This window comes from Methylotuvimicrobium buryatense (assembly GCF_005931095.1).
Classification (GTDB): domain Bacteria; phylum Pseudomonadota; class Gammaproteobacteria; order Methylococcales; family Methylomonadaceae; genus Methylotuvimicrobium; species Methylotuvimicrobium buryatense.
In genome coordinates this window covers 3926344-3943724 of record NZ_CP035467.1, presented here as the reverse complement: position 1 = coordinate 3943724, position 17381 = coordinate 3926344, and the positions used below count along the sequence as shown (strand labels likewise).

19 protein-coding genes are annotated in these 17381 nt (G+C 49.7%); 16 read left to right on the top strand and 3 right to left on the bottom strand.

Annotated features, from left to right (window positions below):
• Positions 1 to 156 precede the first annotated feature (156 nt).
• Positions 157 to 1854, top strand: a complete 1698-nt coding sequence (locus EQU24_RS23325; protein WP_017842297.1) for a flagellin N-terminal helical domain-containing protein — start codon at positions 157 to 159, stop codon at positions 1852 to 1854.
• A gap of 381 nt (positions 1855 to 2235) precedes the next feature.
• Positions 2236 to 2409 (top strand): hypothetical protein, encoded by a 174-nt coding sequence (locus EQU24_RS22550; protein ID WP_017839982.1) that lies wholly within the window; start codon positions 2236 to 2238, stop codon positions 2407 to 2409.
• 27 nt (positions 2410 to 2436) lie between these two features.
• Here EQU24_RS22550 and EQU24_RS17670 read toward each other — a convergent pair whose 3' ends face one another.
• Entirely contained in the window at positions 2437 to 3615 is a 1179-nt protein-coding gene (locus EQU24_RS17670; protein WP_138767139.1) for an ISAzo13 family transposase, read from the bottom strand.
• 80 nt (positions 3616 to 3695) lie between these two features.
• Here EQU24_RS17670 and EQU24_RS17665 point away from each other — a divergent pair, with 80 nt between their 5' ends.
• From EQU24_RS17665 to fliT, 3 genes are all read left to right on the top strand, one after another.
• Positions 3696 to 4991 (top strand): IS4 family transposase, encoded by a 1296-nt coding sequence (locus EQU24_RS17665; protein WP_138767208.1) that lies wholly within the window; start codon positions 3696 to 3698, stop codon positions 4989 to 4991.
• 423 nt (positions 4992 to 5414) lie between these two features.
• The gene (fliS, locus tag EQU24_RS17660) at positions 5415 to 5798 is read left to right on the top strand and encodes a flagellar export chaperone FliS (RefSeq protein WP_026130345.1); all 384 of its coding nucleotides are present in this window, start codon (positions 5415 to 5417) and stop codon (positions 5796 to 5798) included.
• A gap of 3 nt (positions 5799 to 5801) precedes the next feature.
• Complete coding sequence (gene fliT / locus EQU24_RS17655; RefSeq protein WP_017842303.1) at positions 5802 to 6119, top strand: flagellar protein FliT; 318 nt, start codon at positions 5802 to 5804, stop codon at positions 6117 to 6119.
• A gap of 32 nt (positions 6120 to 6151) precedes the next feature.
• Here fliT and EQU24_RS17650 read toward each other — a convergent pair whose 3' ends face one another.
• Positions 6152 to 6949 (bottom strand): cytochrome C assembly family protein, encoded by a 798-nt coding sequence (locus tag EQU24_RS17650; RefSeq protein ID WP_017842304.1) that lies wholly within the window; start codon positions 6947 to 6949, stop codon positions 6152 to 6154.
• 132 nt (positions 6950 to 7081) lie between these two features.
• On the opposite strand from EQU24_RS17650, the gene ffh reads away from it, so the two are divergent.
• From ffh to lpxA, 8 genes are all read left to right on the top strand, one after another.
• Positions 7082 to 8437 (top strand): signal recognition particle protein, encoded by a 1356-nt coding sequence (gene ffh, locus EQU24_RS17645; protein WP_017842305.1) that lies wholly within the window; start codon positions 7082 to 7084, stop codon positions 8435 to 8437.
• 77 nt (positions 8438 to 8514) lie between these two features.
• Positions 8515 to 8766: a 30S ribosomal protein S16 gene (gene rpsP / locus EQU24_RS17640; protein ID WP_014147255.1), complete on the top strand. Its 252-nt coding sequence runs from the start codon at positions 8515 to 8517 to the stop codon at positions 8764 to 8766.
• A 3-nt stretch (positions 8767 to 8769) separates the two neighbouring features.
• Positions 8770 to 9276, top strand: a complete 507-nt coding sequence (rimM, locus tag EQU24_RS17635) for a ribosome maturation factor RimM (RefSeq protein ID WP_017842306.1) — start codon at positions 8770 to 8772, stop codon at positions 9274 to 9276.
• 10 nt (positions 9277 to 9286) lie between these two features.
• The gene (trmD, locus tag EQU24_RS17630) at positions 9287 to 10027 is read left to right on the top strand and encodes a tRNA (guanosine(37)-N1)-methyltransferase TrmD (RefSeq protein WP_017842307.1); all 741 of its coding nucleotides are present in this window, start codon (positions 9287 to 9289) and stop codon (positions 10025 to 10027) included.
• Positions 10028 to 10040: 13 nt separating this feature from the next.
• Positions 10041 to 10385, top strand: coding sequence for a 50S ribosomal protein L19 (gene rplS / locus EQU24_RS17625; protein WP_014147258.1), 345 nt, complete (start codon positions 10041 to 10043; stop codon positions 10383 to 10385).
• A 446-nt stretch (positions 10386 to 10831) separates the two neighbouring features.
• Positions 10832 to 11341 carry a methylated-DNA--[protein]-cysteine S-methyltransferase gene (locus EQU24_RS17620; RefSeq protein WP_014147259.1) on the top strand — a complete coding sequence of 170 codons (510 nt, stop codon included), beginning with the start codon at positions 10832 to 10834 and terminating at the stop codon, positions 11339 to 11341.
• Complete coding sequence (gene xerD, locus EQU24_RS17615) at positions 11338 to 12222, top strand: site-specific tyrosine recombinase XerD (RefSeq protein WP_017842308.1); 885 nt, start codon at positions 11338 to 11340, stop codon at positions 12220 to 12222. Before EQU24_RS17620 ends, xerD begins: the two co-directional genes overlap by 4 nt.
• A 6-nt stretch (positions 12223 to 12228) precedes the next feature.
• Positions 12229 to 13002, top strand: coding sequence for an acyl-ACP--UDP-N-acetylglucosamine O-acyltransferase (lpxA, locus tag EQU24_RS17610; protein WP_017842309.1), 774 nt, complete (start codon positions 12229 to 12231; stop codon positions 13000 to 13002).
• Between the two features lie 63 nt (positions 13003 to 13065).
• On the opposite strand, the gene EQU24_RS17605 is transcribed toward lpxA, so the two are convergent.
• On the bottom strand, positions 13066 to 13395 hold the full coding sequence (locus EQU24_RS17605) for a DUF2845 domain-containing protein (RefSeq protein WP_017842310.1): 330 nt from the start codon (positions 13393 to 13395) through the stop codon (positions 13066 to 13068).
• 339 nt (positions 13396 to 13734) lie between these two features.
• Between EQU24_RS17605 and EQU24_RS17600 the strand changes: the two genes are divergently transcribed.
• The 3 genes from EQU24_RS17600 to EQU24_RS17590 are packed head-to-tail and all read left to right on the top strand — an operon-like array spanning position 13735 to position 17342.
• The gene (locus tag EQU24_RS17600; protein ID WP_014147263.1) at positions 13735 to 14202 is read left to right on the top strand and encodes a 4Fe-4S dicluster domain-containing protein; all 468 of its coding nucleotides are present in this window, start codon (positions 13735 to 13737) and stop codon (positions 14200 to 14202) included.
• Positions 14203 to 14211: 9 nt separating this feature from the next.
• The gene (locus tag EQU24_RS17595; protein WP_017842311.1) at positions 14212 to 16062 is read left to right on the top strand and encodes an aldehyde ferredoxin oxidoreductase family protein; all 1851 of its coding nucleotides are present in this window, start codon (positions 14212 to 14214) and stop codon (positions 16060 to 16062) included.
• Positions 16063 to 16070: 8 nt separating this feature from the next.
• Positions 16071 to 17342 carry an NAD(P)/FAD-dependent oxidoreductase gene (locus EQU24_RS17590; protein WP_017842312.1) on the top strand — a complete coding sequence of 424 codons (1272 nt, stop codon included), beginning with the start codon at positions 16071 to 16073 and terminating at the stop codon, positions 17340 to 17342.
• Positions 17343 to 17381 lie beyond the last annotated feature (39 nt).

The following is a 17381-nucleotide window of genomic DNA, read 5'->3' as shown; positions in this document are numbered from 1 at the left end:
CGCGGTGATGGATGTGCAAAAGACTGATATTGCTACAAAAAAATATTTGGTATGGAACGTGCCTTGTGACTTATGAAAGCGATAGCCGGTTGCGGCGATCAGCGCTAATTAACAAGGCGGCTCTTTTTGGCGCCGCGTAAATACAGGGGTCAAGAAATGGCACAAATTATCAATACCAATATATCGGCGCTTACCGCGCAACGTAATTTGAACAAATCGCAATCCGCATTGCAGACCAACATGCAACGCTTATCTTCGGGTTTGCGCATCAACAGTGCGAAAGACGACGCGGCGGGGCTTGCGATTTCCAACCGCTTCCAATCGCAGATCAATGGACTCAATCAGGCCTCGCGTAACGCCAATGACGGTATATCGCTGGCGCAAACCGGCGAGGGTGCGCTCGAGGAAGTAACCAATGCGCTGCAACGGATGCGCACTCTGGCGGTACAGGCCGCCAATGATACCAACTCTGTGTCCGATCGGCAGGCTCTGCAATTGGAAGTCCGTCAATTGGTCGACGAAATCAATCGTATCGGCAATACGACCGAATTCAACAGCAAGAAATTGTTGAGCGGTGAAGATAGCGAGTTCAGTTTTCAAATCGGCGCGGGTCCCGGACAGATGTTGGCGGTCAAAATGGGCGATATGCGCGCCAGCGCGCTGGGTCAACAACCGGGCGCCGTGCAAACGGTCGGTCATCGAATCGATTTAGGAGCTGGCGGCTATGTCGGAATTGCCAAAACGGCAGATGCGGTCGCCGAAGATACTAGTTTTATCGCTTTTGGCGATTTCAAAATCGAGGTGGCCGGGTACAACGAAGTCGATATCGCCGATGCGCGTTATGGCGGTCATATTGCCTTGAGGTCATCGGGCGACATTACCGATACGACCGGTTTGAATTATGGCGCCGGTATCGCTAAAGATATCGCGGATCGAATCAACAGCATCAGGGAAGGAAACTATACAGGGACAGACGGCAAGGTCGTGCTGGAAGGCGTTTATGCGGCCGCCGAAACACGCTTCAGCGTTTTGAGCGCGGCATCCGGCGATATTAATTCCGATGGGCAAATCACCGCGCCGTTTAGTAATGTCGGGGCGGGCTCGATTACCTATGATGGTCTGGTAGTCAACGGTGTCGACATGGGGCCGGCGGTCTTCCAAAAAAATGACGCGGACGGTTCGTTGGTCAACCAAATCAACTCGAAAAGCAATTTGACCGGCGTGACCGCAAGCATCAATAAAGACGGCGCGTTGGAGTTCTACGCCGAAGATGGCCGCGATATCGTGATAGAAACCAAGAGTGGCGAAGCGTCGAATCTGCTGTTTGCCGGCGGAGGTGCTGCGGTTCATGATAATGCGGAAGCTAATTTTGCAGCTGGAGCCGGTGGTGCCGTTTCATTGAGAATTGCGGGTAATGTGACAATCTCCGCGCAGCAAACGATCACGATGACGGCCGATAAGGGGTTTGATAAGAATTTAGTGGCGGGCGATGATTTTGCCATTGGGGAGGGCATGCAAGACAATGTCCAAGCTACCGGCACGATACAAAGTGCCGATGTAACGACGGTGCAAGGAGCCAATACGCTAATGAGATCAGTCGACAGTGCCTTAGAGCAAGTCGATGGGCTCAGGGCAGTACTTGGCGCAGTGCAGAACCGCTTCGAGATGACGATCCGCAATTTGGATAATGTTGCAGAGAACCTGTCCGCCGCCAATTCTCGAATTCGCGATGCCGACTTCGCGGCCGAGACCACCGCGATGACACGCAATCAAATCTTGCAACAAGCCGGTACGGCGATATTGAGCCAAGCAAACGCGCAAGCGCAAAATGTGCTGTCCCTGTTACAAGGATGATAATTTGGCGGGAAATGCCTGATCATCTCTGGTTGGTAACCCTTGGCAGGACGGGGTTTGTAACCCATACGCATCAAGCTAAAAATCGCCATCCTCGATTTGGTGGTCGAGAGCGTACTACGCCAGGGCAAACGCATTAAAATAAATGTCATATCAATATGTTATGACTATTCAACCTAAGCTTGCAGAATATTTTATTTGTTAGTTTTTTATTTTGTGGCAATAAAGGCTGCCGCTATGAAATTACTGAAAATACTACGCATTATAACCATTTGATTTTATATGTAGTTTTAATGCGTTTACCCTGCGTACTACGCGGTTTCACAAATCCGCTTTGGGATGTATAGTTTGCGGTCCACATTACTCAATGGATAACCAGAAATGGAAGCCGCCCCGATTGAAACGCTCACACATCAAATTGACCAGTATTTAGCCACTTGGTTCGACGAAGAAACCTGTGAAACCTTGGCCAAGTCTAGCGGATTTATTCAACGCAGCACGAGTCGCTTGACCGGCAGCGATTTTTTTAAATCTGCTGACGGTCGATACGCTTAGGAACGAGCACGAAATAACTTGAGCAACTTATAAATTTACCGCTTCAGGTATGGCGACATAATTCCATTGCCTCAGATGCTTATCAAATACAATTCGCATGGATTCTTTAAAGCCCTCCACAACTTTTCTGCCCGTTTCATAAACCTTGTTAAAAATACAGGCAAAGACTTTTAATCCCGCTTTTGTTGTTGTCTTTTCAATTAACTCTTTCATAAAGACATGGCTGATTAAAATCATGCCGGATAATTCACGAGTAATATGAGGAAATACCCGGTGTTCAATGGGATTCCATTTAGAGGTGTACGGAGGATAATGCGCTATCCGTATTTCAATGCCTATTTCTGCCACTAATGCCTGCAAATCCTGTTTGAAAATATAGTGTCTGGATGAGTTACTGCCACCGCCATCCATCAGCAATAAAATGGATGTTGCCAGCGGATAGTAGAGGTTGCCATAGGTGTACCACCAGTGACGAATCGAATCACAGGAAAACTCGCTGGTGTCACGGCTTGTCCCAATGTTGACGTAGGCTTCGTTGCGCTCAGTATCATAAAGCGTATGAGGTACGGCAACGCCTTCGGCTAATGACGGAAAGTCATGATCATAAACTTCAACTGTTTGAGTGGTATAGATCTTGCCATCGCGAAACAGATTACCAATCAGCTCCTTTTTCTTGGTATCCACGCTGATGACAGGATTTCCCGCCGCCGTATATAAAGCTCTCAATTGACTGATATTCTCAAATTGCGCATTACGATTTACATGCCCGCCAGCCGCTTTCTTTTTCAAGGCCTTACGCTTCACATAATCATTCTTTTTTAATAATTTTCTGACAATATTGCGACTGACTTTGAAACCCTTTTCAGCCAATAGACAGGCCATTTTGGCACACGTCAAATTAGTCCATTTTTTCGTTTCATCCATCGGGTCGCCTGCCGTATGCTCTTTTAAAATAGACAGAAACGCGTCATTAATATCCGTGTGTTTTTTAATAGTTTGTTTTCGACCTCCGCCCGCTTTTCTATCTCGTTTTTTGGGGATAATTGCCTTCTCTTTCAGTTCATTTATCCCTCGTCGGATGGTATTGCGAGAACAGGAAAACAGCTGAGCAATATAGCTGATGCCGCCATAAGGAAATTTTAATGCTTCAACCCCCGCATACAAACGCTTATCTTTTTCGGATAGACGGTCGAACACTTCTTGCATTTGTTTTTCAATTTCTATTGGGTAAGCAGGCTTCACTATAAGTTTTGGGGTAATGTTTTAGGTTCGTTAACTTTACCGCATTGCAACGACTACTTGCTCAAGTTATTTCGTGCTCATTCCTTAGCGAGCCGACGATTAGTTATGAAGGTTTGTGCGATAGCCTGGAGGAACGAAGCGGCGTGGATCTGACACCGCAAGCCTTGTGCGGGCGAATGAACAGCGATGGTGCGGTACAGTTTATGGAAGCGGCGCTGACCAAGACTTTGCGCGAGACGGTCGGTCCGCCTTTGACGGCACAAGAAGCCGCATGGCTAGCTCCGTTTCCTCGGGTTTTACTGCAAGACAGTAGCCAAATCGAAGTGAACGAAGCCTTGACCGAAGCGTTCAAAGGGAGTGGCGGTAACGCCAGCACGGCCAGCGTTAAAATCGATTTCAGCTATGACGTCAAAAACGAACGGGCCGAACATATCGCGATACGTCAGGGCACCGACAGCGATCAGGGTTTTGCCACAGACGTGCTCGCGCGAGTGCGTAAGGGAGATTTGATCATTCGAGATTTGGGCTATTTCAGTTTGGCCGCCTTTGCTCAAATCATGCTGATCGGTGCGTATTTCTTAAGCCGACTCAGCTATACCGTCAATCTCTATAAGAGCGCCGATGAAGCCGCGTCACCGATTAATCTGATCCAGTACATCAATCGTTTCGGCGGTGGTCAGCAAACGATGGAGTTTTCGCTGTTTGTCGGTGAGAAACACCGTCTGCCCATCCGCTTAGTGGTTTATCGGCTGCCGCAAGAGGTCTACCGGAAGCGACAAAAAGCGGCGATTAAAACGGCCAAACGCAAAGGGCGCCGGGCGCGCTTGTCCTACTTGAAATTTCTCAAGTATAGCTTCTTCATGACCAACGTCCCCGCCGATGTTTGGCCGAAAGAAGCGTTAGGTACCCTGTACCGCTTGCGTTGGCAAGTCGAATTGACGTTTAAACACTGGAAATCGTTGTTCTGCATCGACCTCTTGAAAGGCACGCGTCCGGAACGTATCCGATGTCTTCTCTATGGGCGTCTGATCGTCATTCTGACCGTGCAACGGTTGCTCGCGCTGGCTGCACGGCAGGCGGAAAACGAAGGTCGCGAACTGTCTTTTGACAAAGCTATCCAATGGTTGTTGCGACAGGATCGGTTTTTGAAAGCCTTTGTCGCGCGGCAGTTCGACACGCTGATGCGTAAGCTGTTAGGTAACCTGCGAAGGCTGCTTAAAGCCAAGCGAAAGCGGCGCACGACTCGGCAATTGATTACACAACAAGTAGGATACTTGGACAGCTTCTCAGACTCGTCGGAGGAACTCGATAACGGTTTAGCTGCGGGGAGCTACGCTTAGCTTGATGCGTATGGGTTTGTAACCCCGTCCTAAACGTTCCGGTCGTGGTCAAGGCTGAATTGGCTACACTGGCCCCCAAAGTACGCGGCGTTCACACGGGGCTTGGATTCTTTTGTGGGATCGATCCCTTGATCGCGATTTCGGAGGCGTAAGTGGTAGGTAACAATAAACGGCATCGAAGTCACATTGGCCGGGATGGCAAGTATCGGCAGGCGACGCATTCCTTTTTCAGTTTGAGGGTTTAAATAAAAATGCACGCCGCTTATCCTTGATTTATGTCTAGCGGTGGCGGGGTGTTCCTGGGAGACAAAAAGCATGACAAAAAAGCCGAAAATCTCCGGCTTTTTTGTTTTTTGGATTTAAAAAAAATAAAATCATGCCGATACATAAAGCAACTTCAAGCGAAATATAAAAGGTGCGGAAATGAATTCAGGTGTCAGGCAGTACGCAGTAAACAGTTACAAGTCAGGAATGGTTGCCGAAATCGAGGAGGCGAGTCCGCATAGGCTGATTCAAATGCTTTACGAGGGAGGCTTGCAGCGCATTGCAATTGCAAAAGGGGCGTTGATGCGCAACCAGATTGCCGAAAAAGGCGAAAACATTAGTCGGGCGATTGCGATCATTGGGGGGTTGCGCTCGAGTCTGGATTTGAAGCAAGGTGAGATCGCTCAGAATTTGGATAATCTATACGAGTATATGGAAAGGCGCCTGCTTGAGGCAAACCTGAAAAACGACGTGGCTATTTTGGATGAAGTCAGCGGATTGCTGAAAGAGATCAAGGTCGCCTGGGATGCTGTAGGTGCCTAGGAAATGAGCGCCAACCGCACAAATAAACACGAGCTGGCCCAGGTCGTCACGCTGACCGAGAATATTGTTGCGCATGCTTTGCGGGGAGAGTGGGATGCGGTCAATGAGTTGCAGCTCGTTCAAGGGCGGCAAGTCAGAGCGCTTATTGCAGAGCCTGGTGGCGTTCTTAATGAGAATATGGAGCTGCTCAACAAGCTTCAAGCGCTGATGAATCAAGTCATTGATCTGGCGGAGACCGAGAAGGCGGCGGTGGCAGAGCAGTTGTGCCGTTTTAGAAAAGTTGAGTCGGTCAACAAGGCCTATCTGCAGAATATGGAGTAGCTAATGCCGCAATACGGTGGATCGGTGTTATCTCAACGCCTCTGCAAAATAATCTCCAACACCAACTTACTGCCGAAATAAGCCAGCAGCAGCAGTACAAAGCCGGTTAATGTCCAGCGGATAGCAATTTGTCCGCGCCATCCGTATCGGATTCTGCCCAACAATAAGCCGGAAAATATGATCCAGGCGACGATCGATAGTACGGTTTTATGTACTAAATGTTGAGCAAATAAATCGTCGATAAACAAGGCTCCGCTGACCAGCGAAATGGTTAGGAAAAAAAGGCCGGCTCCGATCATTTGAAACAATAACGATTCCATTGCCTGTAGAGGCGGCAGGGATCGAATGACGCGTTTAGGCTGGTGGCTACGAAGTTGCCGGTCTTGAATGGCCAAAAGCATGGCTTGTAAAGCCGCGACATTCAATAGGCTAAAGGCCGAAATCGAGGTTAGGATGTGTATGCTCATCGGCCAGTCGTAGCGCAAGCTTGTCTGGGCTTGAAAGGGGAAGAGCATATCCAAGCCGAGCAGTATCGCGGCCGTCGGAAATACCGCAATGCCTAGTTTTTCCACCGGTTTATCGAAGGTGGCGAAAAGAATTAACAAGGCGACCAGCATGGATACCAGCGACGCCGTATCAAAAAAGCCGAAATTCAGTCCGCTTTGTCGTTCGATGATGACTAAGGTGTAGACTCCATGGGCGGATGCGCCGAGCCAACCTAAGTAAATCGAAGGTTTTTGTGTATTCTCGGTAACGGTTTCTCGAATCAAAAAGCCGGTTGCGGCTAAATAACCCAAAATGGAAAAGATACCTATGGCTGTTATGTTCATGGTCGCGTTGGCGAGAGATAAGGAATAATCGAAAGGTGATCTTAAAGGGTTATGTTAAACTATCCAACTGAATAGTTCTAACCGATTTGCGTTAGCGAACATCCGTTTGAATCATAAATAAAAGATGCCGATATGTTTGATAATTTAACCGACCGCCTAAGCAGTACGCTTAAAACGATTAAAGGTCAGGGTCGTCTGACTGAAACCAATATCAAAGACACGTTGCGCGAAGTCCGCATGGCGTTGCTTGAAGCCGATGTCGCGTTACCTGTGGTAACCGAGTTCATTGAGCGCGTTAGGGAGGGGGCACTCGGACAGCAAGTGCAAACCAGTTTGACGCCGGGACAAGCGATGATCAAGCTGGTTCAGTCGGAGCTGATCAAGGTTATGGGCGAGGAGAATGAAGGGCTTAATCTTAAAGCCAATCCTCCCGCTGTTATTTTAATGGCTGGCCTGCAAGGCGCCGGTAAGACGACCACGGCGGCAAAATTAGGCCGTTTTCTGAAGGAAAAGCATAAGAAAAAAGTCGGCGTGGTTAGTGCCGATATTTATCGCCCGGCTGCGATTAAGCAGTTGCAAACGCTGGCGGACGATTTGTCGTTGGACTTTTTTGCCAGCGACGCTTCGCAAAAGCCGATCGATATCGTCAATAATGCTTTGGATGCGGCGAAAAAGAAATTTCTCGATGTATTGATCGTCGATACCGCGGGTCGACTGCATATCGATGATGAAATGATGGGTGAAATCAAAGCGTTGCACGCCGCGATCAATCCAATCGAAACCTTGTTCGTCGTCGACAGTATGACCGGCCAGGATGCAGCCAATACGGCAAAAGCGTTCCATGACGCCTTGCCCCTGACCGGGGTTATTTTGACCAAGGCCGACGGCGATGCGCGCGGCGGTGCGGCGTTGTCGATTCGCCATATTACCGGTAAGCCGATCAAATTCATCGGTGTCGGCGAAAAAACCGATGCACTGGAGCCGTTTTATCCCGATCGTGTCGCGTCACGTATTCTGGGTATGGGCGATGTGCTTGGTTTGATCGAGGAGATTGAACAAAAAATCGACAAGCAAAAAGCCGAGAAGCTGGCGAAAAAAATCCAGAAAGGCAAAACTTTCGATTTAGAGGATTTACGCGAGCAATTGCTGCAAATGCAAAGCATGGGCGGTGTCGGTTCGTTGATGGAAAAACTGCCCGGTATGAATCAAGTGCCGAAGGAAATGAAGGATAAAGTCAACGATAAAGAGTTGGCGCGTCAAATTGCCGTCATTAATTCAATGACGATGCAGGAGCGTCGGTATCCGGACTTGATTAAAGGCAATCGTAAAAAACGTATCGCAGCCGGTTGCGGCCAAGAATTGCAAGACGTCAACCGTATTTTGAAGCAACACAAAATGATGGAAAAAATGATGAAGCGATTCAAAAAAGGCAACATGGCGAATATGATGCGCGGTATGCAAAGCAACATGCGCGGCATGAGAATGTAAATTATCCTTCACTTATGCAAAAAAATGCGTAAAATAGGTCGATTAAATTTTTGATTAATGTTTTTTGAGGATTTTAGATGGTAACCATTCGTCTTTCCAGAGGCGGCGCGAAAAATCGCCCTTTTTATCAAGTCGTTGTCGCTGATAGCAGATGTGGTCGTGACGGGCGCTATATCGAACGCGTCGGTTTTTTTAACCCATTAGCGCGTGGTAATGAGCAAAAGCTACAACTAGATATTGAGCGTGTAGCTTATTGGCAAGGTCAAGGCGCGCAGCCATCGGATCGTGTTGCCAGTTTGATTAAAACCGCTAAAAAAGCAGTAGCTTAAAATTTGACCGATCGACAGTATATCCTTGTCGGAGAAATTTCCGGCGTTTTTGGCTTAAAAGGCTGGGTCAAAATTTTTTCTTACACCGAACCGCGGGAAAATGTTTTGTCCTATTCGGCGTGGCAGCTAAGAAAAAACGGGGAGATCAAGTCTCTTAAAGTTAAAGAGGGGCAGCGACAAGGTAAAAATGTAGTCGCCCATCTTGAAGCTGTCGACGATCGAGATGTTGCGGAAAGTTTGATTGGTTGGGAAATTTATATCGAACGCGATCAGTTGCCTACACTTGCACAAGATGAATACTATTGGGCTGACCTTGTCGGTCTCAATGTCATCACGAAATCGGGTGTAGAATTGGGGGTGATCGATCACTTGTTTGAAACCGGCGCCAATGATGTTTTGGTGGTGAGAGGAGATCGGGAACGTTTGATTCCGTTTTTAATGGGGCAGACAGTCCTGGAGGTCGATTTGGACGGCAAATGCTTGACGGTCGATTGGGATCCTGACTTTTAGTCGACGGTCGATGCGTTTCGATGTAATTACGCTGTTTCCCGAGATGGTTAAGGCCGCGTCGAGATACGGCGTTACCGGTAAGGCGATAGACAACGGTGTGGTCCGTTTGGAGACTTGGAATCCTCGGGATTATACTCACGACAAGCATCGGACAGTCGATGATCGACCTTATGGCGGCGGCCCCGGCATGGTCATGAAGTATCAACCGCTTTTTGACGCGGTTAGCGAAGCGAAAGAGAATGGCTTTGGCGACCGTGCAAAAGTCGTTTATTTAAGCCCGCAAGGCAGACCCATTACGCAAAGCTTGTTGAATGAATCGGTCCATTGTGAGCAATTAATATTAGTTGCCGGGCGTTACGAAGGTATCGACGAGCGTTTTATCGAAACGGTTTGCGATGAAGAATGGTCCCTGGGCGATTATGTTATCAGCGGCGGCGAGTTAGCTGCATTGATCGTTGTCGATGGAGTCTCACGTTTATTGCCTGGCGTGCTTGGTGATGAAAACTCGGCCCTTCAAGATTCGCATATGGATGGCTTACTGGATTATCCGCATTTTACACGGCCGGAAAATATCGAAGGCCGAGTCGTCCCGGAAGTTCTGCTTAGCGGTAATCATGCGGATATCGAGCGCTGGCGGCTGAAGCAAGCGTTGGGGCGAACTTGGCAGAGACGTCCTGAATTATTAAAAAACAAGCAGTTGAGTGATGTGGAATACGAACTGCTGCAAGAGTTTATTGTGGAATTGGTTTAATTAAGGTGTGGTGATGAGCAATATTATTGATGTATTGGAAAAAGAACAATTAAGAAATGATATTCCTGAATTTGGCGCGGGCGATACTGTAGTCGTCAATGTTAAGGTAAAGGAAGGCGATCGCGAAAGAATTCAGGCTTTTGAGGGCATCGTGATTGCAAAACGCAATCGTGGACTGAACTCTGCGTTTACTGTTAGAAAAATTTCTCACGGCGAAGGCGTCGAGCGGGTTTTTCAAACGCACAGCCCTATTATCAGCGATATCAAAGTTAAACGCCGCGGTGATGTACGTCGAGCCAAGCTTTATTATCTGCGGAACTTGACCGGTAAAGCCGCTCGTATTAAAGAAAAAATTTAAGTCGAGATTTTGCTTCGTTCCGGCAATAAAAAAGGCAGCCAAGGCTGCCTTTTTTATTGCCGGAAAAACCTGGATTTCCTTGTTTCCACGCGCCAGCATACCGATCTTGCCTAGGCAGCTAAGGTATCACTGCCATTAAGTTAAGCCGTTCGTGGTGAGCCTGTCGAACCATGGACGGCTTAACTTATCGACCCAGGATTTTTCCATTCACCCTTCGACAGGCTCAGGGCGAACGGAAAAATCCTTAACTTAATGGCAGTGAGCTAAGGTATGGGTTCCCACGGAGGACCGCTCATCGTTATTCATAAATTGTAGGGTACGCTGTGCGTACCATGGTAACTATAAACTGTTGAAAATTTTCGTGACTTTCGAGTATTTCGTGGTTCAATCACTTTTTACAGACAGTTAATCGATACGACAATTCTTTTTAAGAATGGGAGCGCGATATGCCTTTCATCGTTCACTGGGTCAGCGAGTGCCAGGGTGCCAAAAATATTCGAATACTCCAAACGCCTGCCGGAAAACTGTCGGTACAGCGGTGCGGCGAGGTAATTTGCGGCATCGATTGGTTACCCGGTGGGCCAGTCATGGTCTCCAGCCTCGATAACGACGATAAACAAAGCTTCGATCCGGTTGAAAATTATTGGCGAGAGCCTAATGCTATCGTGGAACTCAAACTGTTACGGCGCGGCAGCCCATTCGTGCAAACCGTTCAAGACGCATTACTCAGGATTCCGTTCGGGACGACGTTGACTTATAAGGATTTGGCTAAAGTCTTAGATTCCGCGCCGAGAGCGGTCGGCGGCGCATGTCGGAGAAACGATTATCCGTTGATTGTGCCGTGCCATCGGGTTGTTTCAGTAACCGGCCCCGGCGGCTACTCGGGACAAACACAAGGCGAGTCGATGGCTGTTAAACTCCAATTATTGGCTTTCGAGGCTTCGTTTAATCAATGAACCCCAGCGATTTGATCGACCAGTTCCTTGATGCGTTGTGGGCCGAGCAAGGCGTTAGCAACAATACCTTGTCTGCCTATGGTAGCGATTTAACTATTTTCGCGCAGTGGCTCAAGAACATCTCGCTGTTGGAAGTGGGAGGAGGCGATATTTCTCGATTTCTAGCCTTCAGATATAATCAAGGCATCGGTAGCCGTTCAAGTGCTCGGTTACTGTCGACATTGCGGCGTTTTTATGCTTATCAGCTTCGGGAAAACCGGATCAGCGTCGATCCGACCGCATTGATCGACATGCCTTATATCGGCAGAAAATTGCCGTCTTCATTATCGGAAAACGATGTCGAAGCCTTGCTTAAGGCGCCCGAAACGTCGAACCCTTTAGGCTACCGCGACAGAACGATGTTCGAAATGCTCTATGCGACGGGACTTAGGGTTTCCGAGTTGGTCGGTTTGCGTTTGGAGCAGGTAAGCCTTCGGCAAGGCGTCGTCAAGATTACCGGAAAAGGCAATAAAGAGCGCTTGGTGCCGTTCGGCGAAGAGGCGATGGAATGGCTTGAAGGCTATTTGCAAACGATACGGCCGGCGATTCTCGGCGAGCGGCAAAGCGCTTTTTTATTCGTGACGAATCGAGGCGACGGCATGACAAGGCAGGCGTTTTGGCATATTATCAAACGCCGCGCGAAAGAAGCCGGCATCGTCAAGGAGCTGTCGCCCCATACGCTACGGCATGCCTTTGCGACGCATTTGCTGAATCATGGCGCAGATTTGCGCGTCGTGCAATTGTTGTTGGGCCATTCCGATTTATCGACGACGCAAATTTACACGCATATCGCGCGCGAACGACTGAAAGATCTCCACGCAAAATTTCACCCGAGAGGATAAGCCAAGATGGCGCAAAACATTCATCCGACAGCCTGCATTGCAGAAAACGTAAAATTAGGCGAAGACGTCACGATAGGGCCCTTCGCGGTCATTGAAAGCGATGTCGACATCGGTGCGCACTGCCAAATCGGCCCGCATGCAGTCGTGCAACGTTATGTCAAGATGGGCGAAGGCAATATAGTGCATCCGCATGCCGTGCTCGGCGGCCTGCCGCAAGACTTAGGGTTCAATCCCGAAACCGTAACGTGGCTCGAAATCGGTAATGGCAATCAATTTAGGGAGGGCTTTACCGCGCATCGGGCGACCAAGGAAAACGGCGCGACGCGCATCGGTTCGGGCTGTTATTTCATGAACAACAGCCATGTCGCGCACGATTGCTCGATCGGGGATAACACGATATTCGCCAACAATGTCGCGATCGGCGGCCATGTTGAAATCGGGCGCAAAGTATTCATGGGCGGTGCCGTAGTTGTGCATCAATTTTGCCGAGTGGGCTCTTATGCCATCGTACAAGGTACGACCGGGCTCAACATGGATGTGATTCCGTTCATGTTGATCGGCGGACGTCCGGCCAGGCATTACCGTTTGAATACGATCGGTCTCAGGCGCGCCGGGATTACCGGAGAACGTTACAAGGTACTCGAAACGGCGTTTCGCCGTCTTCGCAGTAAAAAGAGCCTCGACGATTTGGAAGAAACCGAAGAGCTCAAAGAATTGAAAGAATGGTTGGCGGTCAAATCGAAACGCGGTTTGCACGGCTTCGTCGATCTGTCGGATTGAGCTGAAATGTCGCCCGAGGATTAAATTGACACGCTTTACGTCGGTCGGAAAGGTTCCTGCGAGTCAATTGCCGTAACCAATGCTACGAATTTCCATTAATATACCGTTCTCGAAAATCAGCTGTTGCTTGAGCCTTCTCGGGCCGAAGTTGTAGATCCATTCGTCGATCGTAATTTGCTGATATTCGGATATGTCGAGCGTGCCTTGCGGAAAACGAAAACGACTGCCCGAAACGCCCAAACGCTTATCGGCATAGTCGGGTTCGCCGCATTTCATGCGAACGTCGCTGATATGGTCGCCGGTTTGGACGATCCGTTGTCCGCAGCGGAAAGCAAAGGCTTCGGGGGCTAAGGCGAACAAAAAGAACCCCAGCAGCAAAACAAATTTTTTCATAAATACTCATCGAAACAGAGGATTGAAATTAAAGCTAACGCAAACCGATGAACCAAAAATGAATCAGTAGGGTACTTTTTACGGTTTTTATTTTACACTTGAGTTCGACTATAAACCTAAAAAGAGCAGTTGAGAGTCTCAAACTACCGTTCGCCCTGAGCCCTTCGGCTACGCTCAGGAGAGCCCTGTCGAAGGGTGAACGGTAGTTTGAGGCTTCACCAAACCGGTGATAGTGTTGTAGACCCTTCAGGCTTCGACTTGGCTCAGCACGAACGGTTTACAACACATGTCAACTGCCCTTTTTAGGATAAACCTTTTTTAGGCGGTAGGAGTATTCGAATGCTAAAGTCACTTCAGATAGAGCCGGAAAAATGTACCGGTTGCCTGCAATGCGAACTGGCCTGTTCGTATCATCATGAAGGGGTTTTTAATCCTTCCAAGTCCCGCATCAAAGTCTTCACATTTCATCATGAAGGCCGTTTCGCACCCTATACCTGCACGCAATGCGCCGAAGCCTGGTGTCTGCATACTTGCCCGGTCGAGGCCATTACGGTCAACTTAACGACCGGTGCAAAAGAGGTTGCCGTCGAGCAATGCGTCGGTTGCAAAGTTTGTACGATCGCCTGTCCGTTCGGTACCATCAACTATCAAGTCGAAACCGGAAAAGTCGCCAAATGCGACTTGTGCGGCGGCGATCCGGAATGCGCCAAAGCCTGTCCGACCTCGGCAATCACTTATGTCGATGCCGAACAAACCGGCTATCAAAGAATGCGCGCTCATGCCGCACAATCGATTAAATCGCTATAGGAGATTGTCATGGCCTGGACCGGAAACGTACTACGCGTCAATTTGACCGAACGCACCTGCAGCAAAGAACCGCTTAATAAAGATTGGGCGCTGAGCTATTTGGGCCAGCGCGGTTTAGCGACTAAATATCTAACCGAAGAAATCGACCCCAAAATCGATGCTCTATCGCCGGACAATAAATTGATCATGGCGACAGGGCCTCTGACCGGCACGCCGGCATCGACCGCCGGGCGCTATTCGGTCATCACCAAAAGCCCGTTGACCGGTACGGTCGCCTGCTCGAATTCCGGCGGTTTTATCGGCATGGAATTCAAAAACGCCGGCTGGGATATGATTATCTTCGAAGGCAAGGCTTCTTCTCCGGTTTATTTGTATTTGGAAAACGAAAAGGCTCAATTGCTGCCGGCTGACGAAATCTGGGGTCAGTCGGTTTGGCAGGCCGACGAATGGCTGCATAATCGTCATCAAGATCCCTTATTGCGGATCGCGGCGGTTGGTCGTTCCGCCGAACAAGGTTGTTTGTTTTCAGGGATCATCAATGATTTACACCGAACCGCCGGGCGTTCCGGCGTCGGCACCGTGATGGCGTCGAAAAATCTCAAGGCCGTCGCTGTTCGCGGTACGCGAGGCGTCGGCAATATCAAAGATCCGGTTGCCTTTATGCAAGCAGTCAATGCCGGTAAAAAAGTACTGGCTGAGGGACCTGTGACTGCCGAAGGCTTGCCGACTTACGGTACGCAAGTCTTGATGAACGTGATCAACGAAGTCGGTGCGATGCCGACTCGCAATTTCAAGGACGTGCAATTCGAAGGCGCCGCGAAGATTTCCGCCGAGGCGATGCACGAGCCGCGCCCTTCGGACGGCAAACCGAATCTGGTCACGAATGCCGCCTGCTTCGGCTGCACGATCGCGTGCGGACGTATATCGACGATTGCCGGCGGCCATTTTACGATCACAAACAAACCGCAATACCGAGGCGCATCGGGCGGTTTGGAATATGAAGCGGCCTGGGCATTGGGGTCGGATACCGGCGTCGACGATCTCGATGCGCTGACCTACGTCAATTTTCTGTGCAACGAAGACGGCATGGACCCAATATCGCTCGGCTCGACGATCGCAGCGGCGATGGAATTATACGAATCCGGAGCGATTACGATTGAACAGACCGGCGGCATCGAATTGAAATTCGGTTCGGCCGAAGCGCTGGTCAAATTGACCGAGTTGACCGCTAAAGGCGAAGGCTTCGGACGCGAAATCGGTCTCGGCTCGAAACGCTTATGCGAAAAATACGGGCGTCCCGAATTGTCGATGACGGTCAAGGGCCAGGAGTTTCCGGCATACGACCCGCGCGGCATTCAAGGCATGGGGCTGGCCTATGCGACTTCGAATCGCGGCGCCTGTCATTTGCGAGGTTACACGGTTTCATCGGAAATCATGGGTTTGCCGGAAAAGACCGACCCCTTGATTACCGACGGCAAAGCCGCCTTGGTGAAAGCCTTTCAGGATGCGACCGCAGCGGTGGACTCAGCCGGATTGTGCGTGTTTTCGACCTTCTCATGGACGATGGCCGATATCGCGCCACAGATCGCCGCAGCCTGCGACGGCGACTGGACCGTCGATAGCTTGCTCGAAACCGGCGAGCGCATCTGGAATCTGGAGCGAAAATTTAATTTGGATGCGGGCCTCACCGGCGCCGACGACAATTTGCCCGAACGTTTGTTGAAAGAAGCCGCCAAAACGGGGCCGGCTAAAGGCAAGGTCAACGACTTGGCCAAAATGCTCCCCGAATATTACCAATTGCGCGGCTGGACGGCAGACGGCATACCGAAAGCCGAAACCTTGTCGCGGCTGTCGGTGTAGGAGGCACTATGCATTATGTCATCATCGGCGCGGGGCCGGCCGGTATCAACGCCGCCGAGCAATTGAGAAAACTGGATGCCGACGCGCGAATTACCGTATTCGGCGACGAGCCGGAAACGCCCTATTCGCGCATGGCCTTGCCGTATTATTTGATCGGTCAGGTCGGCGAAAACGGCACGTATTTAAGAAAATCGCCGGATCATTTCGAACGCTTGTCTATCGAAATACGCCGTCAACGAGTCGAAAAAATAGACGGTCCGGGCAAGTGCTTACAACTGGCCAATGGCGAAACGATAGCGTTCGATAAGCTTTTGATCGCAAGCGGTTCAAGTCCGATTAAACCCCCGATTCCAGGCATCGATTTGCCCGGCATTTATAACTGCTGGACGCTAGCCGACGGCCGCAAAATCGCCGAACAATTGAAACCGGGAGCCAGAATCGTGCTAATGGGGGCGGGTTTTATCGGTTGCATCATTTTGGAAGCGCTGGTTAAAAGCGGAGCACAGTTGATCGTTGTCGAAATGGGCGAGCGTATGGTGCCGCGCATGATGAACGAAAAAGCCGGAGGTTTGATCAAGCAATGGTGTCTCGAAAAAGGCGTTGCGATTCATACCGGTACGAAGATCACCGCTTTCGAACCGGAACGAAACGGCTTACGGGTGAAGCTCGACACCGGCGAAACGCTGTCTGCCGATTTTGTCGTTTCGGCGGCCGGCGTTAAAGCCAATATCGATTTTTTGGAAGGAAGCGGAGTTGCAACCGAGCACGGTATCCTGGTCGATCGGCATTTAGAGACTAACATAACCGGCATCTATGCTGCAGGTGATGCGGCGCAAGGCCTGGATTTTTCGACCGGCGAATATACCGTACAAGCGATTCAGCCAACCGCAGTCGATCATGGTTTATTGGTTGCAAAAAACATGGCCGGCGGCCGCGAAGTTTTGCATCAGGGCAGCATTAACATGAACGTACTCGATACGATGGGTTTGATTGCCTGCTCGTTCGGTCTTTGGATGGGGGTAGAGCAGGGGAGTTCGGTCGAGCGCTACAATCCGGATCGATACCGCTATCTCAATTTGCAATTTCAAGAGGATCGTCTGATCGGCGCCACTGCGGTTGGTTTAACGCAGCATGTCGGCGTTTTAAGAGGATTAATTCAAAGCCGAATCAAACTCGGCGATTGGAAACAACGTCTAATCGACGACCCGACCCGCATTATGGAAGCCTATCTGGCGAGCACTCAAGCGATCGGTCTCAATGCTGGCGTAAACGTTAAATAGTGTGAAACTAAGCTTGGCAATTTAATCATTAAGCGCATT